The 12,566-nt window shown below is 48.1% G+C and carries 16 protein-coding genes; 3 read left to right on the top strand and 13 right to left on the bottom strand.

Annotated elements, in window-relative coordinates:
- Positions 1 to 2 precede the first annotated feature (2 nt).
- Together ACX4JR_RS08740 and ACX4JR_RS08735 are read left to right on the top strand one after the other, a co-directional pair.
- Positions 3 to 974 (top strand): ABC transporter ATP-binding protein, encoded by a 972-nt coding sequence (locus ACX4JR_RS08740; RefSeq protein WP_476057696.1) that lies wholly within the window; start codon positions 3 to 5, stop codon positions 972 to 974.
- Positions 949 to 1,980 (top strand): ABC transporter permease, encoded by a 1,032-nt coding sequence (locus ACX4JR_RS08735; protein ID WP_476057695.1) that lies wholly within the window; start codon positions 949 to 951, stop codon positions 1,978 to 1,980. Before ACX4JR_RS08740 ends, ACX4JR_RS08735 begins: the two co-directional genes overlap by 26 nt.
- 38 nt (positions 1,981 to 2,018) lie before the next feature.
- Here ACX4JR_RS08735 and ACX4JR_RS08730 read toward each other — a convergent pair whose 3' ends face one another.
- The 11 genes from ACX4JR_RS08730 to ACX4JR_RS08680 all read right to left on the bottom strand — a co-directional run bounded on the left by ACX4JR_RS08730 (position 2,019) and on the right by ACX4JR_RS08680 (position 8,929).
- Positions 2,019 to 2,660 carry a hypothetical protein gene (locus ACX4JR_RS08730; RefSeq protein WP_476057694.1) on the bottom strand — a complete coding sequence of 214 codons (642 nt, stop codon included), beginning with the start codon at positions 2,658 to 2,660 and terminating at the stop codon, positions 2,019 to 2,021.
- 45 nt (positions 2,661 to 2,705) lie between these two features.
- A complete protein-coding gene (locus ACX4JR_RS08725; RefSeq protein ID WP_476057693.1) occupies positions 2,706 to 3,116 on the bottom strand; it encodes a nucleotidyltransferase domain-containing protein in 411 nt (136 codons plus the stop codon).
- Positions 3,117 to 3,551, bottom strand: a complete 435-nt coding sequence (gene hepT, locus ACX4JR_RS08720; RefSeq protein ID WP_476057692.1) for a type VII toxin-antitoxin system HepT family RNase toxin — start codon at positions 3,549 to 3,551, stop codon at positions 3,117 to 3,119.
- 113 nt (positions 3,552 to 3,664) lie between these two features.
- Positions 3,665 to 3,853 (bottom strand): nucleotidyltransferase domain-containing protein, encoded by a 189-nt coding sequence (locus tag ACX4JR_RS08715; protein WP_476057691.1) that lies wholly within the window; start codon positions 3,851 to 3,853, stop codon positions 3,665 to 3,667.
- Positions 3,854 to 3,905: 52 nt separating this feature from the next.
- Complete coding sequence (locus ACX4JR_RS08710; protein WP_476057690.1) at positions 3,906 to 4,283, bottom strand: hypothetical protein; 378 nt, start codon at positions 4,281 to 4,283, stop codon at positions 3,906 to 3,908.
- 208 nt (positions 4,284 to 4,491) lie between these two features.
- The gene (hepT, locus tag ACX4JR_RS08705; RefSeq protein WP_476057689.1) at positions 4,492 to 4,914 is read right to left on the bottom strand and encodes a type VII toxin-antitoxin system HepT family RNase toxin; all 423 of its coding nucleotides are present in this window, start codon (positions 4,912 to 4,914) and stop codon (positions 4,492 to 4,494) included.
- On the bottom strand, positions 4,904 to 5,341 hold the full coding sequence (locus tag ACX4JR_RS08700; protein WP_476057688.1) for a nucleotidyltransferase domain-containing protein: 438 nt from the start codon (positions 5,339 to 5,341) through the stop codon (positions 4,904 to 4,906). The genes hepT (ACX4JR_RS08705) and ACX4JR_RS08700 overlap by 11 nt, the downstream gene beginning before the upstream one ends.
- A gap of 52 nt (positions 5,342 to 5,393) precedes the next feature.
- Complete coding sequence (locus tag ACX4JR_RS08695; RefSeq protein WP_476057687.1) at positions 5,394 to 6,422, bottom strand: Rpn family recombination-promoting nuclease/putative transposase; 1,029 nt, start codon at positions 6,420 to 6,422, stop codon at positions 5,394 to 5,396.
- A gap of 604 nt (positions 6,423 to 7,026) precedes the next feature.
- Positions 7,027 to 7,275: a hypothetical protein gene (locus ACX4JR_RS08690; protein WP_476057686.1), complete on the bottom strand. Its 249-nt coding sequence runs from the start codon at positions 7,273 to 7,275 to the stop codon at positions 7,027 to 7,029.
- A gap of 280 nt (positions 7,276 to 7,555) precedes the next feature.
- Entirely contained in the window at positions 7,556 to 7,924 is a 369-nt protein-coding gene (locus tag ACX4JR_RS08685) for a DUF8042 domain-containing protein (RefSeq protein ID WP_476057685.1), read from the bottom strand.
- A gap of 345 nt (positions 7,925 to 8,269) precedes the next feature.
- The gene (locus ACX4JR_RS08680) at positions 8,270 to 8,929 is read right to left on the bottom strand and encodes a hypothetical protein (RefSeq protein WP_476057684.1); all 660 of its coding nucleotides are present in this window, start codon (positions 8,927 to 8,929) and stop codon (positions 8,270 to 8,272) included.
- Between the two features lie 211 nt (positions 8,930 to 9,140).
- On the opposite strand from ACX4JR_RS08680, the gene ACX4JR_RS08675 reads away from it, so the two are divergent.
- Positions 9,141 to 9,983: a helix-turn-helix domain-containing protein gene (locus ACX4JR_RS08675; protein ID WP_476057683.1), complete on the top strand. Its 843-nt coding sequence runs from the start codon at positions 9,141 to 9,143 to the stop codon at positions 9,981 to 9,983.
- A 796-nt stretch (positions 9,984 to 10,779) separates the two neighbouring features.
- Here ACX4JR_RS08675 and ACX4JR_RS08670 read toward each other — a convergent pair.
- Together ACX4JR_RS08670 and pseI are read right to left on the bottom strand one after the other, a co-directional pair.
- Positions 10,780 to 11,160, bottom strand: a complete 381-nt coding sequence (locus tag ACX4JR_RS08670; protein ID WP_476057682.1) for a polysaccharide biosynthesis protein — start codon at positions 11,158 to 11,160, stop codon at positions 10,780 to 10,782.
- Between the two features lie 18 nt (positions 11,161 to 11,178).
- Positions 11,179 to 12,231 carry a pseudaminic acid synthase gene (gene pseI / locus ACX4JR_RS08665; RefSeq protein WP_476057681.1) on the bottom strand — a complete coding sequence of 351 codons (1,053 nt, stop codon included), beginning with the start codon at positions 12,229 to 12,231 and terminating at the stop codon, positions 11,179 to 11,181.
- Between the last annotated feature and the right edge of the window lie 335 nt (positions 12,232 to 12,566).

The raw sequence follows: 12,566 nt of genomic DNA, 5'->3' as shown, positions 1-12,566 counted from the left end.
GCATGGCTGCGGGGGAAGAGCCAATTATTAAAACCATAAACCTCACCAAGCGCTACGGCAATATAACTGCCGTGAATAAGCTCAATTTGCACGTAATGCCGGGAACCATATTCGGGCTGTTGGGCCCCAACGGGGCAGGCAAGACGACCATTATCTTGATGCTCCTGGGGCTGAGCGAACCCACGGAAGGCCGGGCAATTGTTAACGGCTGCGATGCTACCAAAAACCCGCTGGCCGTAAAATCCATTACCGGCTATTTGCCGGACAATGTGGGCTTCTATAACGAGCTCACGGGCTGGGAAAATTTAAGCTATACAGCTGCGCTTAACGGCATAACGGGCGAGCAGGCGCGGAAAAGAATAGAAGCAGCCCTGGAGCGGGTGGGCCTGGCGGAAAAAGGAAACAGAAAAGTAGGGGAATATTCCCACGGTATGCGCCGAAGGCTGGGTATAGCCGACTTGCTGGTAAAGGACCCGCAACTGCTGATTCTTGATGAGCCCACCCTCGGGCTTGACCCCGATGGAACGGATCGCTTGCTGAATTTGATAGTGGAGCTGGCGCGAAAGGACGGGCGCACAATTTTACTTTCTTCCCACCTGCTGCACCAGGTGCAGCGGATTTGCGATCGGGTGGGCATCTTGGTTGACGGCAGCTTAATTGCCTGCGGCACAATCCAGGACCTGGAAGCCCAGTTGACGGGCGATACAGTAGTAGTGGAACTGGCCGCCACTCCTTTTGATGAAGCTCTGGTACAGTTTTGCCAGCAGTTTGAGGGCGTAAAGTCAGTCAGCAGGCAGGAAGAACTTTTATTGCTTCACTGTACCGGGGATATACGCCATAACCTGGCAAAAAGTCTATTTGCTAAAGGATACGTAATACAACACTTACGGCTCAAAGGTTTCTCCCTGGATGATATCTACCGCCGTTATTTCCAACAGGAGGGGAACTATGAAAATGCGGGTTCAAGTACCTGACCTCTCGTTTTGGAAAAAATACCTGCCGCCTGCAGGGGGGGCGCCGGTTAAATCTGTAATTCAGGCCAACAGGGGAATTTCGGCGGTGGTGCGCAAGGAAGCGGCCGACCACCTGGGGGGCAATCGCTTTCTTATACTTTTTTTGCTGGTGGCCGTTACCGGGCTGGCCGCCACTTATGTTGCCGCCAGCAATATCAGGGCGGCGGTGGGAGAAGGTGAAACTGAATTTGTGTTTTTGCGGCTGTTTACCGCTTCCGGTTCCACCATGCCCCCCTTTACTTCTTTTCTGTCCTTTTTAGGCCCGCTGGTGGGGCTGGCTATGGGGTTTGACGCCATAAACGGCGAAAAAAACCGGCGCACCCTCAGCAGAGTGTTATCCCAGCCCATTTACCGCGACGCCTTGATAAACGGCAAATTTTTGGCCGGGATTATTGTACTGGCAATGATGATTTTCAGCCTGGGGCTGATAGTGGCAGGCATGGGCTTGATATTGACCGGCGTGCCGCCCACTTGGGGAGAAATATTGCGGATAGGAAGTTATTTATTGATCAGCGTGGTCTATGTAGCTTTTTGGCTGGCCCTTTCCATGCTTTTTTCGCTGCTGTTCCGGCAGACATCCACTTCAGCCCTGGCAGGTATTGCCGTATGGCTGTTTTTTGCAATTTTCGCCTCCCTCTTGGCCGGCATGGCTGCTGACGCGGTTTACCCGGTAACAGGTGAGTCGACGGCACAGCAGCAATTGGCCCATGAGAAACTGGAACAGGGGCTGAGCCGGCTGTCACCCACAATCCTTTATGATGAGGCCACGGCAACCCTTTTAAACCCTTCCGTACGTACCCTGGGGCCCATCTTATTACAGCAGGCCATCGGTGCCATCGAGGGCCCGCTTTCTGTGGGGCAAAGCCTTCTATTGGTCTGGCCTCATATTGTGGGATTGGTTGCGGCTACAATGATATGCTTTGCGGTGGCCTACATTGTTTTCATGCGCCAGGAAATAAGGGCGTGAAAGGGTCCGGCACCGGTGGATGGAGTTGAAAAAGAGCGTTAAACGTAGAAATCCACCAGGTTGGCTGCACCCTTCCACAAAGCACCCACCGTAACGTCAAAAAACAATCCCGTGCAGGGTTCGGTTCTTCGGGCAGGGGCGGTTACGGTCACCGCCTCGCCTCCCGCCACATAAGTCCTGCCGCACTCGGGACACCTGGCGAACTGGTAACTGATATACTGGGTTACTACCTCCCGGCCCTCGAGCCGGGCTTTTGCCTTTTCCCGGGAAAGGTGTTCCTGCTCATGGGCGGTTATGGCAGCAAAGGACTGCTCCGGCGGTATGTGGGCGGGCACCTTAAAGGATACCCCGGGGTCCGCGGAGCCGTCCCGGTACTTGCGGGCCCGGCAGGTTTTGCACTCCTGTACGACCGGCAGTTTGGTCGTTTTTACCGGCTTTAATTTCCCCTTCACTTCACCGCTGCTGCCGTAACCGGACTTTATTTCTTCCAAATTATGCCGGTACAAAAACATGCCTACTTCCTTTTTGCTGCCGGGGGCAATTTTTACGCAGGGCCCGTTTAACAAAATTCCCGGCAGCAAGGAGTCGGCTGCCGAAAAATAAGCCGGCAGGTTCCGCCAATACGAATAATGCCCGGCGTAAAAATGCGGCGCAAATTTTTGAATACTGCCGATGAACATGCACTTCATCTCCCTGAGGTGGCTTTAACAGGTTCCGGAATTCCGCTAAAACTGTGCGGTTAAATCTTTTATAAAAGTTCTTACAAACGGCTGGTAATCAAAATATTCCCGCCATGTCCGTTCCAGAAAATCGTACCTGCACCGGTCATCCCGGCAAAAAAGCAGTATCCCGGCAGTGGCGTGGTAAGCAAAGGCCGCGGAAACAAAGTTGAGAAGATGAAAATCAACTGGCTTACCCAGTTCACGTTCCAGTTGGATTGAAGCAGGTATTTCGTAATCCATTACGTCTTTATGCGAAGTAATCACACCGTCTCTTATATAAGCTGCTATATCAATATCATTGTAATTTTTGTGTTCCAGCACCGACCCGTGGAGGTAAGCAAAAATAATTTCCCTGCGCTTTTGAAGATGCCGGGCAACTTTATCCTTCAACTGCCTGATGTCCGGCCTTTTCATTTATAATTTTCCTCCTGCCAGTTTTCCGACTTCCGCAAGAAAGTCTGTCAAGTCATTTAAATTACCGGCAGTAATGATGTCATAAACTTTATTATTATCAATTATCCCGTATCTGTGAACCAAAAGATTGCGGAATTTTGCCATCTCCGCCAGCCTGGTTGCTAAATGCTCGCTGATTAAGCCTTCGTCACGCAAAATCAGGTAACAGTCGCTGTAGCTTGCCGGGGCCCTTTTGGCCACCCGGGCCGCCAGGTGATTGCATATACTCTGGGCAGCTTCGGCGGCCACAATGAGCTGGTACTTGGCGGCTGAAATGATTGTTTCATCTTTTAAGAATTCATGCCGGGGAATGGCCCCGTATTTGTCAAGCATTTTCCTGGCGCGGGCAATGTCTGCTGCCTTTTGCTGCAGCATATCTATATTCAAGTGGTCCATTTAATCCACCCCAAGGGGATCTTTAAGGAATCAAAAGGATTACAAACTTTATTATACATTAAAAATTCATTTCTGAACCAGGGTGCCGGATTTAAGTTTTTATCGCATTCCAGTTATGCCGCTTTTTTGCCGGTGAGCCGGATATTCTCAGGCACCAGCCCGATGTCAATGTCACTGTCCGGCCTGCATTTTCCCAGGGCGGAGCCAAAAAGGTAGGCACCGGCAATCTCGGGAAAATTTTTCAAAACATTTGATACGTGACGGGTGACAGCATTAGTATCCAGTGTAATTAAATTTCCCATTACTTATCTCTCCCAAATCTGAACTGGATGCATCCCAGGAAAATGAAAAAACTCACAATTTCAAGCCTGCCCCTTTCATTATTTTCTGCGCCTCTTCTAAAGAATTCGCGGTGAACAGTTCCGCCAGTACCTTATCCAGCAGCTTCACGTCAGTCAAGTGCCGTACTTTTTCCTTGACTGCAGCGGCATCCAGCCCGAACCTGGCCGCCAGGAACTTGCAAATGATCTCCTGCTTGGCCTTCACTTCACCGATGGCCTCACCTTCCACCCGGCCTTTCTTCCAGCCTTCCATCCGGCCTTTCTCATGCCAGCTCGTGGTAATCTGCACGATTGCATCGGCCTCCTCTTTATCTATTCTGCCCAGTTCCCGGTAAAACGCTTCTTCTTCCCGCCCGTCCAGCTTCAGGTAAGTTTCGAAAAAGCCGGCCAAATGTTTCCAGCAGTTCTTTGAACAGGCGGTCGTGGTCAATGTGGTTTTTGTTCATCAGCCCGTCTCCTTTTATCAAATTCACATTCCAGAACCGTCCCCAATGTGACCCGACCGCTACATAACCTAATATCTACTAGCCTGAAATATAAATTCGACATCAGTGTTAGTGGTTCATTTAATCCACCCACACTTTTGCTGTGGTCTGCAGCTACTTAAGCAGAACAGAAACCTGGCGGATAAACTTTTCAAAATCTCCCAGTTCATTCTGGACAATTTCCATTACCCTTTCTGCGCTCACTTCCTGGTAACCGTGTACAACTCGATTCCGAAAGCCAACCATGGCTCCGTAAACCGGTAAGTCCTGGCGTGATATTAAACCAGCTTCTGCCAGCTTGTTAAAGGCGTCCCTTGCGTCGGACGGAGCATAATCATATTCTTTTGCTGAAATGTGATACGCCGTGTCAATCATGGCTTCTATGGCTGTTTGTAATGTATATTTTAATCCTTTAATGATCCACGGGTCGTGAATAATATCTTCCTTGCTTTTTTCCGTCAAAAGCCTTTCCACACCGGAAACCTGTTCCCGTATGTAACTTACCTTTTTTAAAATGCGTTCCCGGTCAACTCCCACCGGAGACCACCTCAGCTATTATCTCTTCAAGGGCTAACCTGTACCGGGGGTATACGTCGGCATAGCGCCTGCTGACCAGTTCCATCAGGTCTCGAATCCGCTCTATGTTCCGTACGTAAAACAATTTCCCTTCTTTGATAACCCGAAAACTGAATATTGTGTGACGGGGACTCAGAAATGCAATATCGTAAAGGTGACCTTCGAACGGCTTAAGGGAAAGGGATACCTCAGATTCCAGCTGTGCTGCTTCTCTGTCGGTGAGCCAGATATTCTCAGGCACCAGCCCGATGTCAATGTCACTGTCCGGCCTGCATTTTCCCAGGGCGGAGCCAAAAAGGTAGGCACCGGCAATCTCGGGAAAATTTTTCAAAACATTTGATACGTGACGGGTGACAGCATTAGTATCCAGTGTAATTAAATTTCCCATTACTTATCTCTCCCAAATCTGAACTGGATGCATCCCAGGAAAATGAAAAAACTCACAATTTCAAGCCTGCCCCTTTCATTATTTTCTGCGCCTCTTCTAAAGAATTCGCGGTGAACAGTTCCGCCAGCACCTTATCCAGCAGCTTCACGTCAGTCAAGTGCCGTACTTTTTCCTTGACTGCAGCGGCATCCAGCCCGAACCTGGCCGCCAGGAACTTGCAAATGACCTCCTGCTTGGCCTTCACTTCACCGATGGCCTCACCTTCCACCCGGCCTTTCTTCCAGCCTTCTATCTGGCCTTCCTTCCAGCCTTCCACCCGGCCTTTCTTCCAGCCTTCCATCCGGCCTTCCATCCGGCCTTTCTCATGCCAGCTCGTGGTAATCTGCACGATTGCATCGGCCTCCTCTTTATCTATTCTGCCCAGTTCCCGGTAGAACGCTTCTTCTTCCCGCCCGTCCAGCTTCAGGTAAGTTTCGAAAAAGCCGGCCAGCAGCTCCATCCGCGCCGGGTCCAGCTTCATCCGGACCAGCATGCGCATGAATTCAAGTTTCACCCGCACCCTCTCTTCCGGCTTGAAACCCATTTTGCTTAAAAGTGCCGCGGCCACGGGATTGTCGCTGTGGATGTAGTTGCGCCAGTGCAGCTTCTTTAACTCCAGTTTGTAAAAGCGAAAGTTCAGCACGTCCAGGAAAGGAAAGCCGAGCTCAAAACTGTCCGGCTCGTCGCGGGCCCGGTCGTAGGTGAAAACGGCAATGGGCAGTATTTTCCGCCGGTACTTTTCGTACAGCCGGCTGAAGTAAATGAACATCCGCTCGCTGAATTCCTTCTGCATGTACGACTGGGCTTCCACATGTACCAGGATCAGTCCCGGTTCTTTCCTGAGTTTGGTTTCGACTATTATGTCCGCTTTGTGCTTTTCGCCGGCCGTAACGTCGGTGAAAATCTCCTGCTGTAGAAATTTGATGTGGGTCAGGTCGATGGCCCGGCTGGCCTCGGGGAAGAACAGCCGCATGAACTCGGCAAAGAAGGTCTCCAGCAGTTCTTTGAACAGGCGGTCGTGGTCGATGTGGTTTTTGTTCATCAGCCCGTCTCCTTTTTTATTCCTGGTTACAGTTTACACCGGGCCGCAGGAGGCCGGCAAGATTTTTCTCGCTGTTAATAATGTAATAACTTTATGAATTCTTAACGTTTTGTCCCGGTCTTGGTGGCCGAAACTGACACGTTTTCGTGTAGGTGGGTGATGCTAGGAGTTCAGCGTGGGGTGCCGGGAAATTCGCGCCGCAAAAACGGTCCAATTCGCCGCGCAAACCGGCGGCCTGCATGAACCCGCGCCACCGCTTCCCCGGCCCCGGGAACCGGCGGGGAATAAGGAAAATACCCCGCCGACGGTGACCGGTGAGGGTGATTAGACTACGTGTTCCACAGGGACGGTCCCGAATTCACATCCGAGAACCGTTCCCGATGTGACTATGCTAATAAGGTAAAAGCCTGGGATAATCTATTCGTACAGGTGAACTGTCATGTCTTTTGTCAATTTTAAGAGTTCAATAACCTTATGGAACGATTGTTGTACGTTTTCTTGTGTCTCTGTAAATGTATTGGTGTGATAAACAATATCAGTTATTTCGTCTATGATATTGGCATTGTCATTATATCCCCTTAAGACGTGACGACAATCCTTTAATTCAGGAAAAGTTGCTAAAGCCAAGAGCTTTTTTAGCTGCAAACCAGTCATTAGGATCAGGAGATACACCAATCAAAGACCCTCTAAATGCATCATAGTTTTCTCTTAATTCTGATCTTAATTCCATAGCATGGTAAGGATTTATTACTGTTGACTTATACATATCTGTATATAATTTTATTTCTTCGGGCTTAGCTTGTTCATTTGATCCAAAACCAAGTTCCATTATACTGGGAAGGGCAAACACCAAAACTATACCTCGCGATCGAAGGCCATGAGAAATCTTTTGACTTTAACCACCTTGTGCAATGTCGGCTAAAATATCGGTATCTAATAAGAAATTATTCTTTCTCTTCTATCGCTAAAATATTTAGAAAATAATACATTTTTTAGCATATTTCACCTTCTCTTTGTGACAGAAAAAACACACCTTTTGACTAGCTTTCTTGAAGCTACAATTATAAATTGGGCCGCGTCCCTGCCTTCCGCCGCATTACCCAGCATCTGGTTCACCAGGTCGCCCCCTCGCGCTACGAGGCAACGAACGGCCGCGGGCACCTCTCCAGCTCCTCCCGCCACTGCTGGTAGCCCGGGACGAGGACGAACTGCGTGTACTCCAGGGCCTTGCCCGCGCTACCGCCCTCGTGGGCTGACACCACCAGGTCGAAGGCCCCGCGGAGTTTACCGGTCAATTCGGGGATGCGGTTCTCCGGCAGGCCCGGCAGCAGCGGCTGCAGGCTCGCCTCCATCCTGGAGAAGGCCTCCAGGGCGTCCGCCATGACGGCTAGCGAGTCGCCGGCTATGTCCCGCTTTAAAGCGTCCCTGGCGTACTCCAGGCCCTCCTGGCAGGTTTCTGCCAGCTCCAGCATCCTACTGATGATTTCGAAATTTTCTTTCAATGTTCCCGCCCCGTTTCAAAGTTTATTTTTTGATTCACATCTGGAACCGTCCCTAATGTTCTTACAAACCGGTATCCCATTTTATCGGGTACATCTCTAAAAGTGCTTCGAGGTACTTTGCGCGCTTCGAGTTGCCTGTGGCATTCGATATAATACCAACTAAGTTAATAAGTTAAGTGCCTGGCACCCGGCTTTTCCTTTGGTTAGTAGGATTGCTGCACCTGGCCATAGGAACCTCCCCCTAGCTGTTCCCCCCCTTCCCCTGGTTTCCCCCTGCAAAAAACAAGCATTGGCTATTTTTAGTAGGGTGGCTAAACCTACCATAGGAACCGTTTCCATGGTTGGTCAATCCGTTATAGTTTCTTCTTCTCTAGCTTCAATAATTAAAGCTGTTCGTATATTTTGATTTGTTACTTGATGTAATTGACCAATATCAAATATATTTTTAAATATATGTAAATCGCCAATAAAAGATTTAAAATGATTTTCATAAAAACTGGCTATGCTAACATTATAAAGTTTATCTAACAATAATTCCAACGACAATTCTTCTATAGACAGTACTGAAATTGCAGGGACAACTCTAATGTTATCGCTATTGTAAATAAACACATAAGAGTGTGTAGTTACTTCTAGCATTCTTATACATTGATCCTTTAAACGTTTAATTTCTTTTTTATTATTTTTACCAGTGCCTATTAGTTTAGCTTGAGCCAAAAATCCTTTGGATACTTTATAATCAGATAAATTTATTTTAAGCAATCCTGCAAAATCTGCACCAAATCTTTTTTCTTGTGCATTGTATCCACGATCCGTAAGAACCTTGCCCTTCCAAATAATACCTTTACTACTGTAACCATTTACTGCATCCTGTATACGAGTAAGTAATCGATCGGTAAAATTGGACTCTTGTTCAATCACTCTTTCATTAAAATCCTCTATTGTTTTTTCTGCAGCCCTACTGATAAGCTGAGATAATTCTCGTACAACAGCATATTGCTTCAAAATATCACACTCCTTGTGACTGCACCCAGCATGAGCAGTGAAAATATATAGAAAATATATAATATGTGTTAAGTTGAGTATGGGTTGACAGATTGGAATAAGGTGGAAAAACAAAATCAACCACCTGGGCTTGCCCCAGATGGTTGAGTATCCACAGCGCTCTCCGTATAATGGTGTTTACCACAACAACCACTAGAAGGGAGAGCTGACTGTGTATACTCATCCTATCGTATTACGCTGCAGAAGGCAAGCCATTAAACTCGATACCATGAAAGTTATTAGCCGCCGGGAAATAGCTCAAAGGTGCCAGATGTCCCATACCACCTTTTACAAGGTCCTCAGACGATATGAAGAACAAGGTGAGGCTGGCTTATATGATAAAGAACGTGTCCCAAAGATTTGGCCCAACCAGACTCTTCCAGATGTTGAAGAGGCTATTTTGGCCTATGTCCAGGAACATCCTACTTATGGTCCGAGAAGGATCAGTGCCGAGTTAAGAAAGCCGAAAAACGGTGGCATAAAAGTTGGTGAAACTGCTGTTTATGGGGTGCTTAAACGAAATGATCTTAACACCCGCCAAAAAAGGCTTAGGTGGGTTGATTCACTACAACCTCCAAAGGAGAAAACAGCATGGGAATTGGACAAAGAAGCCAGTAAACACCGGCATGTACATGCCCCGGTACCGGGCTATCTCATGAGCCAGGACGGAAAGCTGATTGGCTATATAGCCGGGATTGGAAGAGTTTATGTCCAGGTCGGTGTCGACTGTGCCAGCAGTTTTGGCTGGGCCCGGCTGTATACCGACAAGACTGCTGATTCTGCTGCTGATTTTCTCAAATACACCCACCACGCCTATGAGTCTATGGGCGTCAAGTTACTAGCGGTTCTTACAGATAACGGCAAAGAATATGGTTCGTCTATGGTTCGTAATAACTGCCGACGGGCGACCCTGGGAACATGTGAGAAAATTATACATCCCCCGTCGAAAACGCCATTGTACCATATGCGGGGACCCCGTCTGTCAAGACTTCCCTTACGGCGCTACTTTGATTGAAATTGCCTCGGGGCTCACCAAGAACATATTGAATTATGCGGAGGGCTGTTATTTATTTCCAATGTGTAAACCCCTTGCCAACGTAACTCAGTTTATTGAATATTATAGAGCGAATAAACTCAACCGCAATCATTTTTCTCACTCCCCACTTATTTCAGTACCCTGGATCTTATTTCCTGAATTTCCTTAAAGCATTCAACCAGGGTATTCTTTAAATCAAGTAAGCTTTCCAATCTCATTTCATAGGCAAGTGCTCTCTTAGATGCGATATCAAAAGGCAGCCTTATTTCTTCTCCCTGCCTCTAAATTAAGAATAACCTCATGAATCCTTTTAAAGCAACAACGGGTAAGCCAAGTTCATATTCATGATCATAAAATAAAAGTTTAACCTTGGGTGGGGGAACCTGTAATATCTCCATTAGGGCATGACCCTGCGTACGAGTACCGGTGCCCCACCCCCAATATGCTGAACGAAGGAATGTCAGGGCACAGACCCAGGGAGACATGATAGGATAAGCAGGGGGTGGATTGTGGGTTAGACCACTCAAGGTAAATATTTAAAATTGACAGTAATTAAAAGCTAATTAAAGCTTTACTGCAAAATATTGAGATAGGGAGATTTTATCATAGGGTGGGTCAGTTTTACTTGACGATCGGAGATCAATTCTATTTTACGATCTACATCCCATCGTCAACCAGTCCGAGGATAACACCCCGGAGACAGCCTCTATATCTTCGGCATCTACCCAGTGTCGGGTATAAGGTAGGAAGCGCTCCCTTGGTAGATTCCCATCATTCACCTTTGCCCCCCAAGCCACCGTAATTCATTCCACTTTGCCTCCACAAGATGTGACTTCAACAGCCGGTGCAAAGCCGGCTGCGGCCACCAATTTGCGTAGCTCGTCCACACTAAGCCATCGTTCATTTTTATCACTCGAGTAACGAAAACCTTCAGGTAAGGTGTGCCCTCCGCCCAGTTGTCCATCCGCCACCACGGGTATAGCGGTCGTATAACGTACATGTCTCCGACGTCTACGACGGTATGCCGGGCCTCGTCTTCGGAAATCAGCACTTCGTGCAACTTTTCTCCCGGCCTTATTCCGATGTATTTAACTCGACAATCTGGAGCCACTACCTCTACCAGATCCATGATGTTCATACTCGGAATCTTGGGCACGAAAATTGCTTGTTTACTTTAACTTATCAAACTCCAATCTAAAGGTGTGCCTTTTGCAATGTCACGCACGGCTCTCCGGCCAAGTACCTCTTTTAAATAGGAAGGTTTAAGACCATAGCTTGGCCGGACTGACCGGACATTTTTCTCAGTGAAGACATCCCCCGCCTTCATGTCTTCAATCACAAAAAGCGAGCGCCTGAAAACTTTGCTTTTAGATTCCTTGTCATTTACTCCATAATGGACCTTCCCCAATGCTTTCTCTGCTGTTCGAATGGCCTTGACCATTTCTGCAAATTCGTGAGGTTCAAGCGAAAATGCACTGTCTGGCCCCGGGATGGAACGGGACAGCGTGAAGTGCTTTTCAACGATGCAGGCTCCGAGTGCCACTGCTGTAACCGGAACCGCAACTCCCAGGGTGTGGTCTGAGAGCCCTACAGGCACTCCGAAAGCTTCTGCTAAGTGGGGAATTGTCCGTAGGTTCATCTCTTCAGGAGGCGCAGGATAAGCACTAGTGCATTTCAGTAAAGCAATTTGGGTAGCTCCGGAAGCTCGAGCGGCCTGCACGGCTTCTTCAATTTCTGCGAGTGTCGCCATTCCTGTGGATACAATCAACGGTTTACCAGTTTGAGCCATTTTTTCAATGAGCGGGATGTCCACGATCTCAAAAGAAGCCACTTTGTGGACTGGCACACTCAGGTCTTCCAAGAAATCGACAGCGGTTGGGTCAAAAGCAGTTGAAAAAAAGTCGAGGCCAAGATCTTCAGCGATCTCTTTGAGCTTCGGCTGCCACTCCCATGGTGTATAGGCTTCGCTGTAGAGATCGTAAAGATTCCGGCCTTCCCAGATTGTTCCTTTCCCAATGCGAAAATATTTATTATTGCACTGAATGGTCATCGTATCAGGAGTATAAGTCTGGAGTTTAACAGCGTCTGCTCCAGCATCTTTGGCGGCTTTAAGGAGCTGAACTGCTTGCTCAAAACTCTGATTGTGATTAGCTGAGATTTCGGCTACCGTGTAAACTGGCTCACCTGGACCTATCCGCCTTTGGCCGATTTTGATGTATGAATTCATTCGATTACCCCCTTAAGAATTACCGTATTGCACGGATCAGTTCGAAGGCCTCGGCAGCAGGGCATCCCACGACACTTCCCCAGCGGCGAGTAATGGTCCGGATAGCTTCTGGTGACCGGTGATGAGGATAGGAGCGCACTTCTGACTTGTAGAGGCTGAGAGCTTCTAACTTGGTTTCTAATGTTGCCGAAATATCAACGAAAAAGTTCGGACGAAAACCCGGCGGGAACTGATGAAAAGCCCACTCTGTCGAAGAGGGTGTTTCAAAAGTATAGATCTCCCGTATTCCTCTGCCTGTTATCGGTCTGGTAGCAGTTAAGACAGCCCGGTGGACT

It is taken from the genome of Desulfofundulus sp. JL263-se, assembly GCF_056316025.1.
Note: the sequence above shows the minus strand (reverse complement) of the source record. Positions and strands in the feature narration are given on the sequence as shown.

Excerpts from the sequence above, each read along its gene's own strand:
- ACX4JR_RS08740 (WP_476057696.1), top strand. The coding sequence starts at position 3 with ATGGCTGCGGGGGAAGAGCCAATTATTAAAACCATAAACCTCACCAAG.
- ACX4JR_RS08735 (WP_476057695.1), top strand. The coding sequence starts at position 949 with ATGAAAATGCGGGTTCAAGTACCTGACCTCTCGTTTTGGAAAAAATAC.
- ACX4JR_RS08730 (WP_476057694.1), bottom strand. The coding sequence starts at position 2,660 with ATGTTCATCGGCAGTATTCAAAAATTTGCGCCGCATTTTTACGCCGGG.
- ACX4JR_RS08725 (WP_476057693.1), bottom strand. The coding sequence starts at position 3,116 with ATGAAAAGGCCGGACATCAGGCAGTTGAAGGATAAAGTTGCCCGGCAT.
- hepT (WP_476057692.1), bottom strand. The coding sequence starts at position 3,551 with ATGGACCACTTGAATATAGATATGCTGCAGCAAAAGGCAGCAGACATT.
- ACX4JR_RS08715 (WP_476057691.1), bottom strand. The coding sequence starts at position 3,853 with ATGGGAAATTTAATTACACTGGATACTAATGCTGTCACCCGTCACGTA.
- ACX4JR_RS08700 (WP_476057688.1), bottom strand. The coding sequence starts at position 5,341 with ATGGGAAATTTAATTACACTGGATACTAATGCTGTCACCCGTCACGTA.
- ACX4JR_RS08695 (WP_476057687.1), bottom strand. The coding sequence starts at position 6,422 with ATGAACAAAAACCACATCGACCACGACCGCCTGTTCAAAGAACTGCTG.
- pseI (WP_476057681.1), bottom strand. The coding sequence starts at position 12,231 with ATGAATTCATACATCAAAATCGGCCAAAGGCGGATAGGTCCAGGTGAG.